Here is a 20,611-nt window from a genome sequence, read left to right on the forward strand (position 1 = left end):
TCGACTCGCTCGACGATCGGAATGGTCGATTGAGCTGGTGTGTGCGAAAAGCTGTGGTGCCTCGCTCCGCTACGCCGGGCGCGCGGGGGCTCGCTGGAGGACGCGTTCGAGGAGCGCGGCCGTCTCCTCGATGTCGGCGAGCGTGTGGGCGGTACTGAGGAAGATCTTTCCGGACGGCATGAACACCGCGCCGGACTCGACCATGCCCGCGGTGATCTCGGCCCAGAGCCCGTCGGTGCCGTGCAGGCTCGTCTGCTGATCGTGCGGCACGAACTGCAACAGCGACCCGACCCGGCGCAGGCCCGCCGGTGCGCCCGCCGCGGTCAGCACGTCGGTGATCGCCGTCTCGAAGGCGGCGCCCAGCTCGTCCAGCTTCGTGAACGCGCCCGGCTCGGCGGACAGCTCCATCGCGGCCTGCACCGCCGCGAGCGCGACCGGATTGCCGTTGAAGGTGCCCGCGTGGGTGAGGCCGTCGTCGACGAGATCGATGATGTCCGCGCGTCCGACGACCGCGCTCTGGGTGAACCCGCCGGCGATCGCCTTGCCGAACACCGAGAGGTCGGGGCGGACGCCGAACTTCTCGGCGGCGCCACCGCGCGCGATCCGGAAGCCGGCGATGACCTCGTCGAAGATCAGCACGACGCCGTGCTTGTCGCACAGTTCGCGGATCGTCTCGAGAAAGCCGGGCGCCGGGTTCGTGACGCCGGCGTTGCTCATGATCGGGTCGATGAGCACCGCGGCGATCTGGCGTTCCTCGGCGGCGGCGAGGATCTCCGCGATTCCCGCGGTGTCGTTGAACCGGCTGATGATGAGGTCGGCGTGGGCGTGCGGGCTCTGCCCGCGGCCGGCGGGGACGGCCGCCTCACCCGTGTCGTCGGCCGCCATGCTCGCGTACACGCTGTCGTGCCAGCCGTGGTAGGCCTTCGCGAACTTGACGACGCGGTGGCGGCCGGTCGCGGCGCGCGCGAACTTCAACGCGACCTGCACGGCCTCGGTCCCGGTGTTGGTCCACACCAGCCGCTGCGCGCCCGGCACCGAGGCCAGGACCGCCTCGGCGGCCTCGTACTCGAGGCGATGCCCCATGCCGACGACCTGCATCGAGGTGATCACCCGGGTCACCGCGTCGACGACGTGCGGGTGGCTGTGCCCGTGGACCAGCGGCCCCCAGGCCATGACGTAGTCCACGTAGCGGTCGCCGTCGAGGTCCCACACATACGCTCCGCTGCCCCGCTCCACGAAGAGGGGGACCGGCCGCATCGTGGCCCGCAGGCCGGAGCTGACGCCACCGCCCAGGCTGCGCCGGGTGCGTTCGAAGGCGGTGACGGAGGAATCGATTCCCATGGTTGTCCTTGCTCGAGGTGACAGAGGTACCGGTCGTGCCTCAGAGCTGGAGGTAGTCGCCGAGCTCGGTGTAGTCCACCTGCCAGAGGCCGGGCGAACCGGTGGGGTACTGGGAACGGAAGCCGAGCAGGCGCTGCACCCGGGGGGAGAGCTGCTTGGCGATCGCCATGTCGACGAGGAACGGATACGCCTCCTCGCCGGTGAGGAAGCCCGGGTTCAGCGCGAAGGCGACGGCGCGGCGGTACTCGTCGGTGGTGACGTTCGCGCCGCCGCCGTGCACGGTCTTGCCGCTGAAGACGAGCACGTCACCGGCCCGCATGAGCGCGGGGACGGTCGCCTCGGGCGTGCCGCGATCCTCGAAGTCGGGCCAGTGGTTGCTGCCGGGGATGACCCGGGTGGCGCCGTTCTCCTCGGTGAAGTCGGTGAACGCGATCAGGAAGTTGATGGTCACCTCGGGCCCCCGGGGGCCCATTCCGATGAACGGGAACCAGTTCTCCAGGTCGCGGTGCAGGATCTGCGCCTTGTTGCCCGGGCCGATCTCGATGACCTGGGCGGTGGTCATCCAGTAGGTGCCGGACTCCTCGAGGAAGGTGGCGTCACAGAGCGCGTGCACCAGGTCCTTGTCGAGGATCTCCTCGCGGAAGGTCTTGCTGTGGGTCACCAGGTTCGTCAGCCGCTTGGTGTTGCTGCCGTGGAAGTCGGCGACGATCTCGTTGTCGTGGGTCGAGCCGGGCGCGAGCGCGGTCAGCGGCGCTTCGATCTCGCTGTTGAACCGCGCGATCTGGTCCTGCGACAGGAAGTTCTCGATGATCACGCCGCCGTCCTCGGCCACGATGGCGAGGATTTCGGCGAGGGGGGTCGATTCCGTCACCGACCGCAGGGTGGCTTTCACTGGCGCGTTCATGAGCTCCTCATTTCGGTAAACCAAGTGTTTGAATCAAATGATCTGATCGAGTGATCTGATTGTGTGACGGAAACCACGATGTGTCAAGGGTCGGTCGGGAATCACCACGCCCCGCCCTTCGCCGCGAGGGAGCGAACGGGCAGGTCGAGCATCGTGCGCAGGCCGGGCGCCAGCGCCGCGGCCTCGTCGACGACGTTGCAGGCGACCGCGACCGTCGCGGGGGCGCTGGCGAAACCGGCGGGCGCGGCCACGTCGATGTCGCCGCCGGGCGTCCGCAGCGTCCACCGATCGCCGAGCTCGACCGCGTCCAGATCCGGGCGGAACCCGAAGTGGATACTCAGGTCCACGACGACATCGTCACGGTACGAACCGCGGGCGCCATGGGTGATCCCGGCGACCGTGCCCGCCGCGATGCGTGCGTGCGGGCCCACCCGCTCCCCGTCGGCGAGCACGGCGATCTCCGGTGTGCCCACCTCGACGGTGTCCAATTCGAGGCCGAGCGCCCAGGACAGCGCGCCGATCGATTCGGCGAAGCCGAAGTGTCCCGGCAGGCGTCCCTCCGCCACCGCGGCGGTGAATTCCGCAGGGGTGAGCCCGAATCCGAACTTGTGCAGGATTCCGCCGTAGGCGGCCATCTCGGCGGTGCGCCGCACGACCACGCCGTCGACGGCAGGCACGAGCGAGGACAGCACGGTGGGGACGACGTCCATGAGCATCCCCGGATTCGCGCCGGTGCCGAGCACGACGATCCCGTGCCTGCGGGCGGTCTCGTCGATCCGGTGGCTGAGGTCGGGTTGCTCGCGCCACGGGAAGCCGAGTTCCTCGCAGATGGACACGACGTGCACTCCGCTCGCCGCCAGCTGCGCCACGATCGGCTCGAGCTCGGCGAGCAGTGAGGTGGTGGCCACCAGCGCGGTGCGGGCGCCCGCCGCGGCGCCGAGGTCACCGGCGACGGGGACTCCCACGGGGCCGAGGCCCAGTAGTTCGCCCAGATCTCGGCCGGCGAGCGCGGGGTCGCGGTCCACGGCGGCGGTCACGCTCGCGCGGTCGCGGGTCAGGAGGGTGCGGGCCGCTTCCCTGCCCACGGCGCCGAGTCCGACGATGGCGATTCCGGTTCGACTCATTCTGCTCATTCCTTCACTGGGGCGCGCTCGGGGCGCGGAGGTATCGCTGACGGGGTGTGCGAGCGCGCTCAGGCGCCGAAGTGCTTGCGCAGGTGGAGCGCGGCGTCGGTGGCGGCGAGGGCGGCCTTGCCGATCGTGGTGACCTCGGTGAAGAAGCCGTGCAGGACGCCGTCGTACCGGCGGACCTCGATCTCGGCGCCCGCGCGCGCGGCCACGGCGGCGAAATGCTCGTAGTCCGACCGCAGGACGTCCACCTCGGCGGAGATCACCAGCGTCGGCGGCAGGGCGTGGAGGGTGCTGGACAGCAGCGGGACCGCGCGCGGATCCCGGTCCGCGTCGGTGCCCGCGGCGTAGTTCGACCAGAACCAGAGGGCGTCGGCCTTGCAGAGAACCGGCGCGTCCTCGAACGCCTCCCAGGACGGGCCGGAGTGGGTGTTCGATGTCGCGGGATAGGCCAGGACGAGCGCGCTCGGCATGGGCCGGTGCGCCGCGGCCGCACTGGTGCAGATCGACAGCGCGAGATTGCCGCCCGCGCTGTCGCCGCCCAGGGCGATACGGGACGGGTCGATCCCGAGCGCGGCGGCCTCGCGCCGGATCCATTCGTAGATCCAGAGGCAATCGTCCGCTGCGGCGGGAAAGACGTGCTCGGGCGCGCGCCGGTATTCGACGGAGACGACGACGCACTCCGCCTCGACGCTCAGTGTCCGGCAGAGTTCGTCGACGCCTGCCAGCGTCCCGACGACGAACCCGCCGCCGTGGATGTAGAGCAACACGGGCAGGTCCCGCGCGGCCGAGGGGCGGTAGCAGCGCACGCGCAGCGGCCCGGCCGGGCTGTCGACGGTCCGCTCCTCGACGCTGTGCACGGACCGGACCGGTGGGGCGGCGGTGGCGGTGGAGTCGAAGAGCGATCGCACGCCGTCCACGCCGTAGCGGGAGTACGGGGGAGCGGGCGCGTGCTCGAGCAGCGCGTGCGCGAACAGCCGCTCATCCGGGTCGAGCATGTCGATCATCGCGGCTACGGACAGGCCCATCCGAGACTCCCTTCCGGGTCGCCTACCTCCGCTTCTTCGCGGGAAGACCATCGGCAGGTATTGACAAATCAGTTGATTAGATCACATGATTCTGTCACACGATCTCGATGGAGTGAGCACCATCTCAATGGAGAGAGGCGGATATGCCCGAATCAACAAGCCACGCGGTGACCGGGGAAGTGGCGGTGACAAGCGGCCCGACACCGATGCTTCTGTCGGTGTCCCGGCGGTTGCGCGAGGCGATCGCCCACGGTGCGACCTTCACCGCCACCGATGAACCGCGTACCGTCCGCCTCTCGTCGACGACCGACGCGCAACAGGTCTTCCTCACCTTCATCGGCGCGCAGATCGCCGTCGCCGCGAGCGGTGACGGCTCCGAGCCCGACCTGTCCTGGGACGTGCGCTGGTCCGATCCGGCACCGGCCGAGGTCGACGGCGAGGCCATGGACGGCTTCGCGAAAGAGGTCCAGGTCCTGCTGTCCGGCCGTGACGTCGACTGGCGCTCGGCGGCGGGGGAGTTCTGGGACCGCGTGCGCGCGGTGCCGGGGGTGCCCAGTGGCCTCGGCGTCTACTGCTTCGACGAGGACGCGGCCGCCGAGTTCGGCGATCCCGCCGCCAACGGCTACCAGCTGCTCGGCACGTCCGCGGCGCTCGCGCGCCTGTTCGGCGGCCGCTCCCTGATCACCGACGAACTCGCCGGTGGCGAGCTCGCGGTCGACGGTTCCGTGTCCAGTTTCTCGGCGCTGTTCGGCGCCAACCTCAAGGTGGTGTTCGGTGAAGTCTGACAGGTTCGGCGCCATGGCGCCGGTGACGAGCGTGCGGCTCGAGGCGACCAATCACGACGGTGTGCTGATCGGCAAGACGCTCTCGCCGGCGAAGTACCGCTCGTGTCGCGAGAAGGGCGTGGCGGTACCCGATCTGGTCCTCGGCCTGGACCTCAACAACAATTCCTCGCTCGGCTACGACCACCCGCAGTGGCGGCGCAACGGTCTGATCACCGATATCGAGCTCCGGCCCGACGAGGACACGCTGGTCGAATGGAAGCCGGGGATGGCGTCGGTGATCGGCGACCTCTGGACCCTGCAGGGCGAACCCGTGGCGGCCGACCCCCGGCAGGCGCTCAAGCGGATCGCCGCCGCCTACGCCGAGCGTGGCCTGAGCGTGCTGGCGTGTGTCGAGATCGAGGCGACGGTCTTCGAGGAGTCCATCGATCAGGCCCGCGCGCAGCAGTACCAGAACCTCACGCCGCTCGGCGGCAGCAGCGGTGCCGCGCTGGTCCACGCGAAATCGCCGGACCACACCGAGTACATGGAAGCCGTGGTCGCGCGCTTCGACGAGATCGGCCTGCCCTGGGAGGCGTGGTCGGACGAGGCCGCGACCGGTCAGATCGAGTTCAACATCGCCCCCGCCGATCCGGTGACGGCCGCGGACCGGTGGGCGCGCGCCCGCCAGATCATGCGGGAGGTCGCCTACTCGCTCGGCCGGTCGGTGACCTTCATGTCGAAGTGGTCCGCGGAGTACGGGCAGGGCTCGCACCTCAACGTCTCGGTCAGCGACGCCGACGGCAACATCTTCTTCGACGCGTCCGCGCCGGACGAGCCGAGCGAGCGGATGCTGCACTTCCTCGGCGGCGTGATGGCCACGCTCGAGGCCTCGACCAGCTTCGCGCTGCCCACCATCACCTCCTACCGGCGGCTGATGGAACTGGAAGGCCCGCCGACCACGCAGACCTGGGGCATCGCGAACAAGTCGTGCGCCGTGCGCGCGGTGCTGGCAGGCCCGTCCGCCACCCGCCTGGAGTACCGGCTGCCCGCCTCTGACTCCAACATGTACTCCACGCTGGCCGCCTTCCTGGCCGGTGGCCTGCTCGGGCTCGACGAGAAGACCACGCCGCCGCCGCGCTTCGACCGGATGGCCTGGGCGCTGGCGCCCGGCACCGTTCCCGTGGTCCCGAAGAACCTCTACGACGCCATCTCCGCGCTGGCCGCCGACGACCAGCTGCGGCGCTACCTGGGTGACGAGTTCGTCGACTACTGGGTGGGCCTGCGCCGGTGGGAATGGTTCTCCTACCACACCGGGGCCGAACGCACCGACGAGCAGATCTCGGTCTGGGAGTCGTTGCGCTACTTCGAACTCGCATGACCACCATCCACGGAAGGCAGAGCAGACCATGACGAACACGATCACCGGCAGCGAACGATCGCGTGCGCTGGCCGCCGCCGTCCCGACCGCCTTCCGGATGTGGGCGGGCGGCGAGTGGGCCGACGCGGCGAGCGGGGAGACGCTCCCGCTGCGCGATCCGTGGTCGGGCGAGCAGTTCACCACGGTGCCCGCGGCCACCACCGCCGATGTCGATCGCATGGTCGCGACGGCCCGCGCCACCTTCGACGGTGGCGTGTGGTCGCGGATGTCGCCCAGGGAACGCGGCCGCATCCTGATCGCCTGGGCCGATCTGATCGAGCGCGACGCCGAGCAGCTGGCCGTCATGATCTCCCGGGAGATGGGCAAGCCGGTCCACGAAGCGCGGGATCTCGAACTCGTCTCCGCGGTCCGCAATCTGCGCTGGTACGGCGAGCTGGCCGACAAGCTGATGGACGACTCCCCGCGCGGGCTGACCGACGTCGTCGCGCTGGTCACCCGGGAGCCGCTGGGCGTGGTCGCGGCGATCACACCGTGGAACTTCCCGATCAGCCTGGCCATGGCCAAGCTCGCGCCCGCGCTGATGGCGGGCAACAGCGTGATCCTCAAGCCTGCCCTGCAGACGTCGGTGTCCTCGCTGCGCCTGGCCGAATTGAGCAGTGCCGCCGGACTTCCCGACGGGGTGCTGCAGGTGGTGACCGGTCGTGGTTCGGTCGTCGGCACCGCGCTGGGCAGGCACAACTCCGTGGCCTGTGTGGCCTTCACCGGCTCCACCGAGGTCGGCCTGCAGCTGCTCGGCGACGCCGCGGTGTCGAACGGGAAGACGGTGTCGCTCGAGCTCGGCGGCAAGTCGCCGAACATCATCTTCGCCGACGCCCCCGATCTCGATCAGGCCGTGCGCACCGCCGCGTGGGCGTTCACCTACAACACCGGTCAGATGTGCACCGCCGGGACGCGGCTGTTCGTGGAGCAGTCGGTGTACGACGAGGTGGTGCGTGGCGTGGTCGAACAGGTCTCGGCGCTCACGATCGGTGACCCGCTCGACCCGGACACCGTGCTCGGGCCGCTGAGCAGCCGCAGCCAGTACGACACCGTGCTGGAGTTCATCAAATCCGGTGTGGCCGAGGGCGCCACGCTGTTGACGGGCTCGGAGCAGGGACTCGACGAGCAGCGGTCCCTGGTCGCGCCCGCGGTCTTCGTCGACACCACGCCGGCGATGCAGATCGCCCGCGCGGAGATCTTCGGCCCGGTCGTCTGCGTCCAGCCGTTCCGGGACGAGGACGAAGTGCTCCGGCTCGCCAACGACACCGACTACGGCCTGGCCGCGTCGGTGTGGACCCGCGACGTCTCGCGGATCCACCGGATGGCGCGTGGGCTCGACGCGGGCAACGTGTGGGTCAACTCCTACGAGGGCGGCGTGCCGTCGACGCCCTTCGCGGGCCGGAAGCTGTCGGGCAACGGCGCCGACAAGGGCGTGTACGCCATCGACAAGTACAGCCAGCTGAAGACGACCTGGATCGCCCTCTAGCCGCGCCCCTCGCCTGACCCATCGCGCCGCGCCGCCGGCCAGACCGAGAGAACGACATTGCCAACAACCATCACCGCGGCCGTGCTCAACACCGCGCCGGGAAAGCTCGAGCTGGAGGAGCTCGTCCTGGACGATCCTGGTCCGGACGAGGTGCTCGTCGACGTGCACTACTCGGGCCTGTGCCGGTCCGACCTGCACGAGATCGAGGGCGCCTGGCCCGCCACCTGCCCCACCCTGCTCGGCCACGAGGCCTCCGGCGTGGTGCGCCGGGTGGGCGATCAGGTCCGCACGCTGCGACCCGGCGATCACGTCGTGACCTGCTTGAGCACCTATTGCGGGGAATGCCGGTTCTGCCTGTCCGGCCGGATGACGTTGTGTGTCCGGCGTGGTTCGCTGGGCAGCCGCACCCGGCCCGTGCTGGTCAACACGCGGGGGCAGTCGGTGCACCCCACGGCGCGCCTCGGCGCGTTCGCCGAGGCGATGGTGGTGCACGAACACTCCGCGGTCCGCATTCCGGACAGCATGCCGCTGGCGCCCGCCGCCGTGCTCGGCTGCGCGGTGGTGACCGGGCTGAGCTCGGTGTTCCGCAGTGCCCGTGTGGAACCCGGCTCGACGGTCGCGGTGATCGGCTGCGGCGGGATCGGCATCGCGGCGATCCAGGGCGCGCGCCTGGCCGGCGCCCGCGAGATCATCGCCGTCGACGCGGTCGAGGCCAGATTGACCGACGCCGTGCGGTTCGGCGCGACGGCGACCGTGCGGGCCGGAGCGGTCGACGCGGTGGCGGCGGTGCGTGAGCTCACCGGTGGCGGCGTCGACTACTCGTTCGAGGCCGTCGGTTTCGCCGCCACCGTGGAGCAGGCCTTCGCGATGCTCGGCCCCGGCGGCACCGCCACGGTGGTCGGCCTGGTGCCCGACAGCCAGCCCATCTCGATCCGCGGCTCGGACCTGTTCCTGCTCGAGAAGCGGCTCCAGGGCGCGCTGATGGGCTCCAACCAGTTCCCCACCGACATCCCCGGCTACGTCCGGTATTACGAGCAGGGCCGCCTGAATCTCGACGACATGCTGTCGACGATCGTGCCCCTGGACCGGATCAACGAAGGATTCGAACTCATGAAGACCGCGGGCGGTACCCGCGTGGTCATCGACATCAGGAGTGGATCGTGAAACCCGTCATCGCCGTCACCGGCAGGCGCATCCCCGCCACCTCGCTCGTCGGCGTCGACAGCCGATGGGCCGAGGCCGAGGCCGACATGTTCTGGGCGGAGTTCGGCGCGAAGATCGCCGAAGCCGGTGGCGTCTCCGTGCAACTGCCCTATGAGAGCGCGGGACCCGAGGTCATCGCCCGCGTCGACGCGCTGGTGGTGACCGGTGGCCAGGATGTCGATCCGGAACTCTGGGGCGGACCAGCGCCGGAGCCGGCCGCCACCGGCGGCCAGATGCTGACGATCGACCGCCGCCGCGACGACTACGAGATCGCCCTGGTGCACCACGCGCTCGAGCGCGGGATCCCGGTGCTCGGCGTCTGCCGCGGACATCAGGTCCTCAACGTCGCGCTGGGCGGAACGCTGGTACCGGATCTGCCCCACAAGGGGATCAGGCACTATTCGCTCGCCACCTTCCCGGACCGGCGCCCGGATCGCGAACACGCGGTCGACTTCGCCGCGGGCACCCTGGCCGCCGCCCTGTACGGCCCCCGAACCCGGGTGAACTCCTGGCATCACCAGGCGGTGGATCGCCCCGGCGACGGCGTGGTCGTCTCGGGGTGGGCGCCCGACGGTGTGGTCGAGGCCATCGAGCTGCCGGGCAAGCCGGTCCTCGGCGTGCAGTGGCATCCCGAGGCCGGTGTCGAGCTCGAGCCGTGTTTCCCGTGGCTGGTCGAGCAGGCCCGTGTGGTCGCGGCGAACGACACCGTCGCGGCGCGGTAGCGCGCAATCAGCAGCGCCGGGTCGTCGGCGAGCTCAACGGATTAGGAGAAGGAATTGAACGACTTGGCCGAGGTCGATGTTGTCATCGTCGGCGCCGGGATCTCCGGCATCGCCGCCGCGGCGGATCTGCAGCGCAACTGTCCCGACAAGAGCTTCGTGGTGCTCGAGATGCGCGAATCCGTCGGCGGCACCTGGGATCTGTTCCGGTACCCGGGCATTCGCTCCGACAGCGACATGTTCACGCTCGGCTTCGGCTTCAAACCCTGGACCGAGCCGGAGGCCATCGCCTCCGGCGCCGCGATCAAGAACTATCTGCGCGAGACCGCCGACGAGTTCGGGATCACGGCGAAGATCTGCTTCGGCACCCGCCTGACCTCCGCCTCGTGGAGCAGCGCCGACGGCACCTGGACCCTCGGGCTCACCGGTGCGGACGGCGAGTCGCGGCTGCGCTGCCGGTTCGTGCACCTCGCCACCGGCTACTACAGCTACCGCGGCGGCTTCAATCCCGAACTGCCCGGCGAGGATTCGTTTCAGGGACAGCTGGTCCACCCGCAGGAGTGGCCGGAAGACCTCGACTACAAGGACAAGCACGTCGCGGTGATCGGCTCGGGCGCCACCGCCGTGACGCTGATCCCCAACCTCGCGGGGGAGACCGCGAAGGTGACCATGGTGCAGCGCTCGCCCACCTATGTCTACGTGGCGCCGACCGTAGATCCGGACGCCGAGCAGTTGCGCGCGGAGGTCGGCCCCGAGGCCGCGTTCCGGCAGATCCGCCTGCGCAATCTGCACGCCCAGCAGGAGACCTACCGCCACGCCAGGCAGTACCCCGAGGAATTCAAGAAGATGATCTTCGACGGCATCGACGAGATCGTCGGCGCCGAGGTCCGCGAGGCGCACTTCACGCCGGACTACGAGCCGTGGGATCAACGCGTCTGCGTGGTGCCCGGAGGCGATCTGTTCGAGGCCATCCGGGACGGTTCGGCCGACGTGGTCACCGGCCATATCGAGCGGCTCACCCCGACGGGCCTGGCGATGCGCGACGGCACCCACGTCGACGCCGACATCATCGTGAAGGCGACCGGGCTCAACGTGGTCATGGGCGGCGAGGCGATCTTCGACGTCGACGGCGAGATCGTCGACTTCGGCAGCCGCTGGACCTACAAGGGCCTGGCCTTCTCCGGCGTGCCGAACATGACCTACGCCTTCGGCTTCGTGAACTCGTCGTGGACGCTGCGCGTCGAGGTGGTCGACGACTTCCTGTGCCGGGTGCTCCAGCACATGGACAAGGTCGGCGCACGGCAGGTCACCCCCACGCTGCCGCCCGGCGCCGAGACCATGCCGCGGCTGCCCTACAGCGCGGGTGTGACCTCGGGCTACATGCAGCGCGCCGCCGATCGGATGCCCGCGCAGGGGGATCGGGAGCCGTGGCTCAACCCGCAGAACTACGAGGAGACACTGCGCCTGCTCGACTCGGTGGACGACGGAGTGCTGCGCTATGTCTGAGGCGGCGCACGCCTGGGCGGCGATGACACCCACGGCGTTCCTCGACCGGGCCGCCGCCGCGCACGGATCGCGGGTGGCGGTGGTCGACGGCGAGATGCGCTGGACCTACCGCGAATTCCGGGACCGGTGCCGTCGGCTCGCCGGCGGACTGCGCGAACTCGCCGCGGGCAGGCCCGTGGCGATCATGGCGCCCAACACCCACGAACTCCTGGAAGCCCACTACGGGGTGCCGTGGGCGGGAGTTCCCCTGGTGGCGCTCAACACCAGGCTCGGTGTCCGCGAATTGTCCTACATTCTGGCGCATTCCGGCAGCGGGGTGCTCATCCGTGACGCCAGGTACGCCGATCTGGTCGAGGAGGTGTGCGCCGCGATGGCGACGCCGCCGGTGGTGATCGACGCCGGTCACCCCGACTCCGGCTACGAGGCGCTGATCGCGGGCGCCGCACCGTTCCAGGCGGAGGTCACCGACGAACGGTCGCTGCTGGCGATCAACTACACCTCCGGCACCACGGGTGCGCCGAAGGGCGTCATGTACCACCATCGCGGCGCGTATCTGCAGGCGCTGGCCATGGCGGGTCATTTCGCGCTGGGACCCGACTCGGTCCATCTGTGGACCCTGCCCATGTTCCACTGCAACGGTTGGTGTTTCACCTGGGCCGTCACCGCGGCCGGCGGCACGCATGTCTGCCTGCCCAAGGTCGACGCCGCGGAGATCTGGCGGCTTATCCGGCAGGAGGGTGTCACCGGTCTCAACGGTGCCCCCGCCGTGCTCGACACGATCGCGCACGCCGAGTCGGCCGCGCCGTTGTCGCTCAGTGTGTCGGTGGGGACCGGGGGAGCGCCGCCCGCGCCCGCGGTGTTGCGCCGGATGGAACGGCTCGGGTTCGACGTCACGCACCTCTACGGCTTGACCGAGAGTTTCGGTCCCGCGTTGCTCTGCGAGGCCGTGCCCGAGTGGCGTGACCTCGACGAGGAGACCGTGATCCGGTTGAAGGCGCGCCAGGGCGTCGGCAATCTCGTGTCGCTGCCGCCGCGGGTGGTCGACGGCGCGGGCGACGACGTCCCGGCCGACGGCGCGACGATCGGTGAGATCGCCCTGCGCGGCAACAATGTCATGCTCGGCTACCTGCACGACGACGCCGCGACCGGCGACGCTGTTCCGGACGGCTGGTTCCGCACCGGCGACCTCGCGGTGCGCCACCCCGATGGCTCCATCGAGCTGCGCGACCGCAGCAAGGACGTGATCATCAGCGGGGGCGAGAACATCGCCAGCGTGGAGGTCGAGCACGTGCTCGCCGAACATCCGGCCGTGCTCGAGGCGGCCGTCGTCGGAACCCCGGACGCGCGCTGGGGCGAGATCCCCGTGGCCTTCGTGCATCTGGTGCCCGGCGCCGACGCGACGGCGGACGAGCTCGTGGCGCACGTCAAGCGGCAGCTGGCGCGGTACAAGGCGCCCCACCGGGTCGTGTTCGGTCCGTTGCCCAAGACGTCGACGGGCAAGACGCAGAAGTTCCTGCTGCGCGACCGGGCGGCCGAGGAACACGGCGGGCAGGTTTCGCCGTCCTGACGCGGGCACCACCGAAAAGGCCCCGGAGCGCATGCGCTCCGGGGCCTTTTCGATGTGTCACTGTCCCTGTGCGACAGCCTGATTCGCGTCACGGTTCTGGTAGAGCTTGTACAGCGCGTACAGGGATTCCTTGCCGAAGCCCGCGTCGACCCCGCGGGCGAGCAGTCCCGCCGCGGCCTCGATCATGGGCGCGGGGCCGACCCGTTCGGCCATCGTGTCGCGGAACGTCAGCGATCCCGAGTGGTAGACGTCGACGGTGGCCTGATCGGTCGAGTAGTCGCCGGAGGTCAGGGTGTCGACGCACTGCTGTTGCGCGGCATGCAGAATCTGGTCCAGCTGCCGAGCCACCAGCATCAGCTCGTCGACGGAGACTCCGCAGGCCGTCACGTACCTGGCCGCCTCGATGAAGCCGAGGATGCTCACGCCGTAGAACGCGCCGACACCGCCCAGATCGAGGACGTTCGCACCGTTCGCGTTCGCGGAGACGTGCCGGGACGCCCCGCCCATGGCACGCACGAGATCACCGTGGGATTCCCAGACCTCCGGCGATCCGGCCACCAGCAGCTGACAGGCCGGGCTGCCGATCTGCTCGGGAAAAGCCAGAATGGCGCCGTCGAGGTAGCGCACCCCCTGGGTCTCGGCCCATTGCCGCAGCCGGTCGGCGTCGTCGGGTGCGCCGGTCGTCACGTTGATCAGCGTGTGTCCGGCGGGCATGTCGACGGTGGCGAGAACCTTCTCGAGGTCGTCGTAGGCCCGCACACAGGCGACGGTCGTGCGCGCCGAGCCGACGGCCTCGGCCGCGGTCTCCGCCGACCGGGCCCCGTCCGGCTCGAGTGCCTGTGCCTTCTCGGGGGACCTGTTCCACGCGATCACGCGGTAGCCGGCCCCCAGCAGGGCGCGCCCGAGGGCGGCGCCCATGTTTCCGCAGCCGAGCAGGGCGACGTCGAATGTCGATTGCTGTTCCAAGATTCCTTCTCCTCTAACAGTTTTCGTGGTCGGAGCGGCTACTGCCGGCCGATCTTGGCGTAGGTCTGCGGGCGATCGCGGCGCAGTTTCCAGGCATAGGCGGCGCCGACGAGGACGGAGCCGTAGAGCACCGCCAGCGTGGCCACGACGACGCCGGTCCCCGCCGTGATCAGCACGGAGATGTTGGTGGTCGCGAGCCAGAGGACGACCGCGAGGCAGACCAGCGCGAGGCCCGGCGCGATCAGCCGGTGCCAGACGGTCGTGTCGTCCGGGCGGCGGCGGGTCAGGAACACCATGACGGCGGCGGAGGTGATCAGCATCAGCATGATCAGGCCGTAGCCGAACGCACCGGACAGCTGGGCGTACAGCAGCTTCGGCTCGGCGCCCCACACCACGAACGCCAGGAAACCGATCAGCGCGAGGACCGAGATGCCCGCCGAGGCTCGGTGCGGCGACCCGTGGCGCGGGTGGGCGAAGCCGATGCGCGCGGGCAGCACTTCGTCGACGCCGAGGTTGAACGCGTAGCGCGCGAGCACGTTGTGTGTGGCGAGCAGCGCGGCGAATCCGGCCGTGGTGAGCAGCGGGACGACGAGGTCCTCGGCGACGGGACCGACGAAGGCGCGCAGTGTGCTGAGGAACGAGCCGGTCGGGTCGGCGGCGGTGTGCGCGACGGCGTCGGCGGGACCGATCGCCTGGATGATGGCCCAGGTCGACACGGCGTACACGAGGCCGATCAGCGCGATGAAGGCGTACGTCGCGCGCGGGATGTTGCGATCGGGATCGCGGACCTCGTCCCGGAAGATGACGGTCACCTCGAAGCCCGCCATGCACAGCATGCCGAACAGCAGCGCGATACCCACATTGCCCGACAGGACGTGCTCCGGCAGGAACGAGTCGGCACTGAGGCCGGCCGCACCGCCCTTGGCCACCACGAAGAGGTCGTAGACGACGACGAACAGGACTTCCAGACACAGACAGACGCTCAGTGCCTTCGCGGAGAAGTCGAGGTTGAAGTACCCGAACGCGCCGACCACTCCCTGCAGGACCAGCGCCCAGATCCACCACGGCAGGCCGCCGATGACGATCTCGAGGTAGACACCGGCGACCGCGTACACGGCCAACAGCAGGATGTAATAGCAGGTCACGGCGAGGAAGGACGCGCCGAGCCCGATCTGCTTGCCGAGTCCGGCGGTGACGAAGGAGTAGAAGCCGCCCGGATTGGCGATGTGGCGCGACATCTTGATGAAGCCGACGGCGAACAAGGCGACGATGCCCGCCGCGGCGAGGTAGGCGGCGGGTGCGCCGATGCCGTTGCCGTAGCCGATCACCACGGGTGCGAACGCGGCCACCACGCCGAGCGGGCCGTTGAACGCCAGCACGGTGAACACCAGCTGGATGATCCCCAGGTTGCCCCGTAGCTGCTGGGCCCCCTCCGAATCCTGCTGCACCGGTGGGGCATTGGGGTCGTCGATGGTCATCGGCATATCCGTTCGTTCAGTGGACTCGAGCAAGCCGAGGTCACGGCCGGTGACCGGGTTCACCTTCGCGGTGGAGGGCGTATCGGACAGGCACGACTGTGACCTGAGGCACATCGAACGATAGAGGTGACTAAGCGCTTGATCAAGTGATTCGACTAAATCGATTGATTCAATTGTTTGATTGCTCTGCGTGCGAGCCTGTCGCGGCCGGTCGTGGCGCCGCGGCGCGCATGATCAACAGGCGTCGTGGGGCCTGTACGCTTGATTCAGTCAAGATTGGCGGCGCGTCACGACGCCGACGAGCGAGAGGGGTGGATCAGGTTGGCTCACGTGCCGACAGCGGATCGTTCCGTGCAGATTCTCGAGGCCGCGGTGCGCGTCATCGCCGAACACGGCGTCGCGAGCGCGACGACCCGCCGGATCACCGACGCGGCCGACGCGCCGCTGGCTTCGCTGCACTACTGCTTCCGGGACAAGGATGGTCTGTTCCGCGCGGTCTTCGAGAATCTCGCCGCCCGGGCCACCGAGCCGTTCGCCGAGATCGAGCTGGGGGATCTGCAGTCCACCGCCACCGACCTCGTCCGGTTCTCGGGCCGCTTCGTCGTCGAGCAGCCCGCCTACGCGCTGGCGCAGCTGGATCTCTATCTGTGGATGGTCCGCAACCGGCCCGCGCTCGCGGCCGAGTCGTATGACGTCTACCTGGGTGCGGTGGCCGACATCCTGCAGCGAGCGGCGGGCCCGTCGGCGCGCGCGGAGGGCATCCGGGCGCTCGCCTCGGTGCTGATCTCCACCAGCGACGCGCTGGTCGTGCAATGGGCCGCGCACCAGGATCCGGAACGCGTCGAGGCCTATCTCGACGTCTTCTGCGCGGGCATCCCGGCGATGTGCCGCAGCATCGGCGCCTAGCCGGCCGTCGATAGCGGATCTGCGCCGGGGTGATGTCCGGCACGCGTGCCGCGGCGGCCTGATACGATTGATTGAATCAAACGATCAAGCCCGAGGAGGGGCCGCGCGGTGGCTCGTATTCCGGCTGTCGAGCGGCGCAGGGACTTCGTCGCCGCCGCGGTCCACGTGATCGCCGCGCACGGGGTCGACGGGGCGACGACCCGCCGCATCGCCGAGCGGGCGGGCATGCCGACGGCGACGGTGCGGTATTGCTTCTCGTCGAAGGAGTTGCTGCTCGCCGCGGTCAACGACCACATCGCGCGCGAGCTGCACCGGGTGATCGCCGGCGGCGACCACGACGGCGATCTCGCCGCGGTCGCGCACGGCATCCTGCGCCGGGTGACGACGCACTACCTCGAGCAGCCCGAACACGCCGCGGCGGTCGTCGAGCTGGTCAACTGGGCGCGGCGACAGCGCGCAGGCTCGGCCGCCACGGTCTACGAACAGGCCTATCGGGCCGCGCGCGCCACCCTCGACGCGGCGGCGCGCGCGGAACCGGGCGCGCCGCGGACCACCGAGCAGATCGCCCACGTGCTGTCGGTGATGGCCGACGGATTCGCGGTGAACTGGCTGGCTTTCGCCGACCGCGACCTCGCCGCCGGGCAGGCCGACACTCTCGCCGACCTGCTGGACATGTGGTTGTCGGCGCCGCACGCGGTCCCGGCGGCCGAGCCCGCGCTGGTCAGAGAATCCACAGGCTCTCGCACGGCATTCGCCGGACCGGGAGCAACCCGCTGCGGATCTCCTCGACGATGATCGTGGGATGAGGGCGAGAAAGCCAGTCGCGCACGAAGTTCCGGACCGCGGTGCGGCAGCCGCGGAAGTCGGCCACGACCGTGCCCGCGACGACTCTGAGGTGAGTGTCGGGTTCCCCCGGGCGCGGTGAACGCTGCGCTGGCACGGCGGTTCACCGACCGTGCATGGCCGTGAGGATCGACACCGGCGAGGGCCGGTAGCGGTCGGTCGGGGCGCCACCGTGCCAGCGCAGCGCCGGGTCGCCGGGGGAGGGCAGCGCGATCTCGTCGCCCTCGTCGACGAGGCCCGCGCCGCAGCGGTCCAGGACTTCCCGCGTCCGCGCACTGCGGCGCAGGTGGTCGGGAACGGGTGCGGTGAGCAGCGTCCAGGTCGTGCGCCGGCCGACCTGGCGGTGCACGATCGCAGGCACCACCAGGGGCAGCCGCCGCACCAGGGTGGCGGCCTGCGCGGCGGGCGCCACGATCGCGCCGACGATCCCGGCCGGGACGAAGATCCGCCCGCTTCCGGCCCGCAGGAACGCGGTGATCCCGCAGCGCTGCTTGTAGTACTTCACCTGCGCCATCGCCGCGGCCGCGATCTCCTCGCGCGAGGACGAGGTCGCCCGCCATGTCATCGCGCGCCGCCCGCGCGGTATCCCAGGGTGTCGCTGTCCATCGGTGCGCACTCGCTTCCTGAATCGGCTCGAGATCCGGTGATCTCCCACTGTCACAAGCCCTGGCCGCGCGGACAACGACACCGCGCACCTCCTTGTACCGCGCCCGGGTGCACCGTGCACCCCCGGCGGCGAGGACGTGCGCTCGGCGCTCGTCGTGTCGGGAGCAGTGCACGCTGCACCGGCACCCACCGAAGCAGGTGCGCGCTGTCGTAGTGCCCCGGGACCACCGCTTGTGACAGTGGACACATCGGAAAGACGAACGAGGAGTGTGCAGTCATGACAGCAGGGGTCTCGAACGCCGTCGAGGAGTTCGACGTCGTCATCATCGGCGCGGGAATCTCGGGAATCGGTGCGGCGACGCACATCAGCCGGGAACTTCCCGGGAAGTCGCTCGCGGTGCTGGAGGGCCGCGACAACATCGGTGGCACCTGGGATCTGTTCCGCTACCCGGGCATCCGCTCGGACTCCGACCTGCACACCTTCGGCTACGAGTTCAAGCCGTGGCGCCACCAGGCCGCGATCGCCGACGCGCCCCTGATCCGGGAGTACCTCCAGGAGACGGTCGAGGAGAACGACCTGGCACCCCTGATCCGGTTCCGGCACCGGGTCGTGCGGTCGGAATGGTCCTCGGCGGAGGCGCGGTGGACGCTCACCGTCGAGGTGACCGACCCCGCCACCGGATCGACCACCCTGCGGACGATGCGCGCGAGCTGGGTCTTCGCCGCCACCGGGTACTACCGGTACGACCAGGGATTCGCACCGGAGTTCCCCGGACGCGACGACTTCGCGGGCGTGGTGGTCCATCCCCAGCACTGGCCCGAGGATCTCGACTACCGCGGCAAGCGCGTCGTCATCATCGGCAGCGGCGCGACCGCGATCACGATGGTGCCCGCGATGGCCACCGGGCCGGGCGCCGCGCGGCACGTGACGATGCTGCAGCGCACCCCGACCTTCGTCATGGCGGCGCCGCGCGTCGACCGGGTCGCGCTCGCCCTCACAAAACTGCTGGGCGCACGGCGCGGGTACACCGCGACGCGGTTCAAGAACATCTGGCTCGAACACGCGATCGTCACGGGGCTGCGGACGTTTCCCAAGGCCGGTCGCGCGCTGATCCGGCGCGAGAACATCAAGCGGCTGCCCGCCGGATTCGATGTCGACAAGCATTTCAACCCGCCGTACGACCCGTGGGATCAGCGGCTGTGTCTGGCGCCGGACGGCGACTTCTTCGACGCGATCAAGTCCGGCAGCGCCTCGGTCGTCACCGACTCGATCGCGCGGTTCAGTGAGCGCGGCATCGTGCTGGATTCGGGCGAGGAACTCGAAGCCGACATCATCGTGACCGCGACGGGGCTGAACATGCGGCTCTTCGACGGGATGCCGATCGCGGTCGACGGCCGCGAGATCGACATCGCCGACTCGGTCGCCTACCGCGGGATGCTGCTGAGCGGAATCCCGAACTGGGCGATGGCCATCGGCTACACGACCTCGTCGTGGACGCTCAAGGTGAGCCTGATGTGCCGCTACTTCGTCGACCTCGTCGCGCACATGGACGCCAACGACTACGACAGCGCGGTCCCGGTCCCGCTGCCGGGCATGGCGCGCAGGCCGGTCATGGACCTGAAGGCCGGGTACGCCAAACGCGGGGAGAAGATCCTGCCCAAGCAGGGCCCGACAGCACCGTGGCGGATGGCGATGTCCTACCCCGAGGACGCCAAGGCCCTGCGCGGTCCGGTGGCCGACGAGCACCTCGAATTCGGTGTGCGCCGGTCGACCGCGTCGGATCGAGACGAAAGGCGGCAGGCGCATGTCTGACAACACCGTCGACCGGTACGCGACGCTCCCCACCGGGATGACGATCTGCTTCCGCGACTTCGGGGAGGCGACCGATCCCGCGATCCTGCTCATCGCCGGTCTGGGGGAGGACCTCACCTATTGGACCGGCTCGTTCGTCGACGCGCTGGTGGCCAGGGGCTTCCGGGTCGTCGTCATGGACAACCGCGACGTCGGCCGATCGACGTTCGCGAGCACGCCTGCGCCCGCGCTGTGGCGTCAGGTGCTCGGCCGACCCCGCGACGACGCCTACACGCTGGCCGACATGGCCGACGACGGTGTCGGCCTGCTCGACCATCTCGGGATCACGCAGGTGCACCTGGTCGGGCGCTCGATGGGCGGCATGATCGCGCAGACGATCGCCGCGACGCGACCGCGGCGGGTCCTGTCCCTGACCTCCCTCTACTCGACCACCGGGGCGAGCGATGTCGGCAAGCCGGCGGTCTCGACGATCCGGTTGCTCGCCGCCCCACCCGCGCGCACGAGGACCGCGGCGGTGCGCGCCCACCTGCGGATCACCGAGCACGTCGCGGGAACGGCGTACCCCATCGACGATGCCGCCGAAGCCGCGCTGGCCGCGCACGGCTGGGATCGCGGCACCGGCGACACGGCCGCGGGTGTGGCGCGCCAGATCCAGGCCATCCAGCGTTCCGGCGACCGGACCGCGCAACTGGCCAGGATCGTGGCGCCGACCTTGGTCATCAACGGCGATCGGGACCTGCTCGTGCATCCCAGCGGCGGTGCCGCGACGGTCGCCGCGATCCGCTCGGCGCAGCACGTCGTCATTCCCGGGATGGGGCACCATCTTCCGGAGGCGCTGGTCGAGCCGATCACCGGATACATCGCCCAGCACGCGGACCGGGTGAGCGAAGGGGGCGACCACGTCGAACTCTCGTGAGGCGGGCCCCCGGGAACAGGG

The 20,611-nt window shown here is 69.9% G+C and carries 18 protein-coding genes; 11 read left to right on the plus strand and 7 right to left on the minus strand.

Translation table 11 applies throughout. The annotated features are described in order from the left end of the window. Window positions 1-69: 69 nt before the first annotated feature. The 4 genes from AB0H56_RS06915 to AB0H56_RS06930 form a co-directional block, all read right to left on the minus strand. Window positions 70-1,341: an aminotransferase class III-fold pyridoxal phosphate-dependent enzyme gene (locus AB0H56_RS06915; RefSeq protein WP_357158403.1), complete on the minus strand. Its 1,272-nt coding sequence runs from the start codon at window positions 1,339-1,341 to the stop codon at window positions 70-72. Window positions 1,342-1,381: 40 nt separating this feature from the next. After that, entirely contained in the window at window positions 1,382-2,245 is an 864-nt protein-coding gene (locus tag AB0H56_RS06920; protein WP_357158406.1) for a phytanoyl-CoA dioxygenase family protein, read from the minus strand. 101 nt (window positions 2,246-2,346) lie between these two features. Then, on the minus strand, window positions 2,347-3,369 hold the full coding sequence (locus AB0H56_RS06925) for a dihydrodipicolinate reductase (protein WP_357158409.1): 1,023 nt from the start codon (window positions 3,367-3,369) through the stop codon (window positions 2,347-2,349). A gap of 68 nt (window positions 3,370-3,437) precedes the next feature. After that, window positions 3,438-4,400 (minus strand): alpha/beta hydrolase, encoded by a 963-nt coding sequence (locus AB0H56_RS06930; protein ID WP_357158412.1) that lies wholly within the window; start codon window positions 4,398-4,400, stop codon window positions 3,438-3,440. 218 nt (window positions 4,401-4,618) lie between these two features. On the opposite strand from AB0H56_RS06930, the gene AB0H56_RS06935 reads away from it, so the two are divergent. From AB0H56_RS06935 to AB0H56_RS06965, 7 genes are read left to right on the plus strand one after another with little or no spacing between them, the layout of a single operon-like run. Further along, window positions 4,619-5,185 (plus strand): hypothetical protein, encoded by a 567-nt coding sequence (locus tag AB0H56_RS06935; protein ID WP_357158414.1) that lies wholly within the window; start codon window positions 4,619-4,621, stop codon window positions 5,183-5,185. Continuing rightward, on the plus strand, window positions 5,175-6,542 hold the full coding sequence (locus tag AB0H56_RS06940; RefSeq protein WP_357158417.1) for a glutamine synthetase: 1,368 nt from the start codon (window positions 5,175-5,177) through the stop codon (window positions 6,540-6,542). Before AB0H56_RS06935 ends, AB0H56_RS06940 begins: the two co-directional genes overlap by 11 nt. Before the next feature lie 28 nt (window positions 6,543-6,570). Beyond that, the gene (locus AB0H56_RS06945; protein WP_357158420.1) at window positions 6,571-8,067 is read left to right on the plus strand and encodes an aldehyde dehydrogenase family protein; all 1,497 of its coding nucleotides are present in this window, start codon (window positions 6,571-6,573) and stop codon (window positions 8,065-8,067) included. 57 nt (window positions 8,068-8,124) lie between these two features. Then, on the plus strand, window positions 8,125-9,231 hold the full coding sequence (locus AB0H56_RS06950) for a Zn-dependent alcohol dehydrogenase (protein WP_357158423.1): 1,107 nt from the start codon (window positions 8,125-8,127) through the stop codon (window positions 9,229-9,231). Continuing rightward, a complete protein-coding gene (locus tag AB0H56_RS06955; protein ID WP_357158426.1) occupies window positions 9,228-9,992 on the plus strand; it encodes a gamma-glutamyl-gamma-aminobutyrate hydrolase family protein in 765 nt (254 codons plus the stop codon). Before AB0H56_RS06950 ends, AB0H56_RS06955 begins: the two co-directional genes overlap by 4 nt. Before the next feature lie 54 nt (window positions 9,993-10,046). Next, on the plus strand, window positions 10,047-11,495 hold the full coding sequence (locus tag AB0H56_RS06960; protein WP_357158429.1) for an NAD(P)/FAD-dependent oxidoreductase: 1,449 nt from the start codon (window positions 10,047-10,049) through the stop codon (window positions 11,493-11,495). After that, the gene (locus AB0H56_RS06965; protein WP_357158432.1) at window positions 11,488-13,062 is read left to right on the plus strand and encodes an AMP-binding protein; all 1,575 of its coding nucleotides are present in this window, start codon (window positions 11,488-11,490) and stop codon (window positions 13,060-13,062) included. Before AB0H56_RS06960 ends, AB0H56_RS06965 begins: the two co-directional genes overlap by 8 nt. Window positions 13,063-13,119: 57 nt before the next feature. On the opposite strand, the gene AB0H56_RS06970 is transcribed toward AB0H56_RS06965, so the two are convergent. Both AB0H56_RS06970 and AB0H56_RS06975 read right to left on the minus strand, forming a co-directional pair. Beyond that, entirely contained in the window at window positions 13,120-14,028 is a 909-nt protein-coding gene (locus AB0H56_RS06970) for an NAD(P)-binding domain-containing protein (protein WP_357158435.1), read from the minus strand. A 38-nt stretch (window positions 14,029-14,066) separates the two neighbouring features. Further along, window positions 14,067-15,506, minus strand: a complete 1,440-nt coding sequence (locus AB0H56_RS06975; RefSeq protein WP_357158437.1) for an APC family permease — start codon at window positions 15,504-15,506, stop codon at window positions 14,067-14,069. Window positions 15,507-15,857: 351 nt separating this feature from the next. Between AB0H56_RS06975 and AB0H56_RS06980 the strand changes: the two genes are divergently transcribed. Further along, window positions 15,858-16,412, plus strand: coding sequence for a helix-turn-helix domain-containing protein (locus tag AB0H56_RS06980; RefSeq protein ID WP_357158440.1), 555 nt, complete (start codon window positions 15,858-15,860; stop codon window positions 16,410-16,412). 108 nt (window positions 16,413-16,520) lie between these two features. Then, window positions 16,521-17,207: a TetR/AcrR family transcriptional regulator gene (locus tag AB0H56_RS06985; protein WP_357158443.1), complete on the plus strand. Its 687-nt coding sequence runs from the start codon at window positions 16,521-16,523 to the stop codon at window positions 17,205-17,207. 151 nt (window positions 17,208-17,358) lie between these two features. Here the strand turns inward: AB0H56_RS06985 and AB0H56_RS06990 are convergent, their stop codons facing one another. Next, on the minus strand, window positions 17,359-17,820 hold the full coding sequence (locus AB0H56_RS06990; RefSeq protein ID WP_357158446.1) for a hypothetical protein: 462 nt from the start codon (window positions 17,818-17,820) through the stop codon (window positions 17,359-17,361). Between the two features lie 318 nt (window positions 17,821-18,138). On the opposite strand from AB0H56_RS06990, the gene AB0H56_RS06995 reads away from it, so the two are divergent. Both AB0H56_RS06995 and AB0H56_RS07000 read left to right on the plus strand, forming a co-directional pair. Further along, a complete protein-coding gene (locus tag AB0H56_RS06995; RefSeq protein ID WP_357158449.1) occupies window positions 18,139-19,674 on the plus strand; it encodes an NAD(P)/FAD-dependent oxidoreductase in 1,536 nt (511 codons plus the stop codon). Continuing rightward, window positions 19,667-20,590, plus strand: coding sequence for an alpha/beta fold hydrolase (locus AB0H56_RS07000; protein ID WP_357158452.1), 924 nt, complete (start codon window positions 19,667-19,669; stop codon window positions 20,588-20,590). Before AB0H56_RS06995 ends, AB0H56_RS07000 begins: the two co-directional genes overlap by 8 nt. The last annotated feature ends 21 nt before the right edge of the window (window positions 20,591-20,611 follow it).

It is taken from the genome of Nocardia sp. NPDC050717 (assembly GCF_040654275.1).
Taxonomy (GTDB): Bacteria; Actinomycetota; Actinomycetes; order Mycobacteriales; family Mycobacteriaceae; genus Nocardia.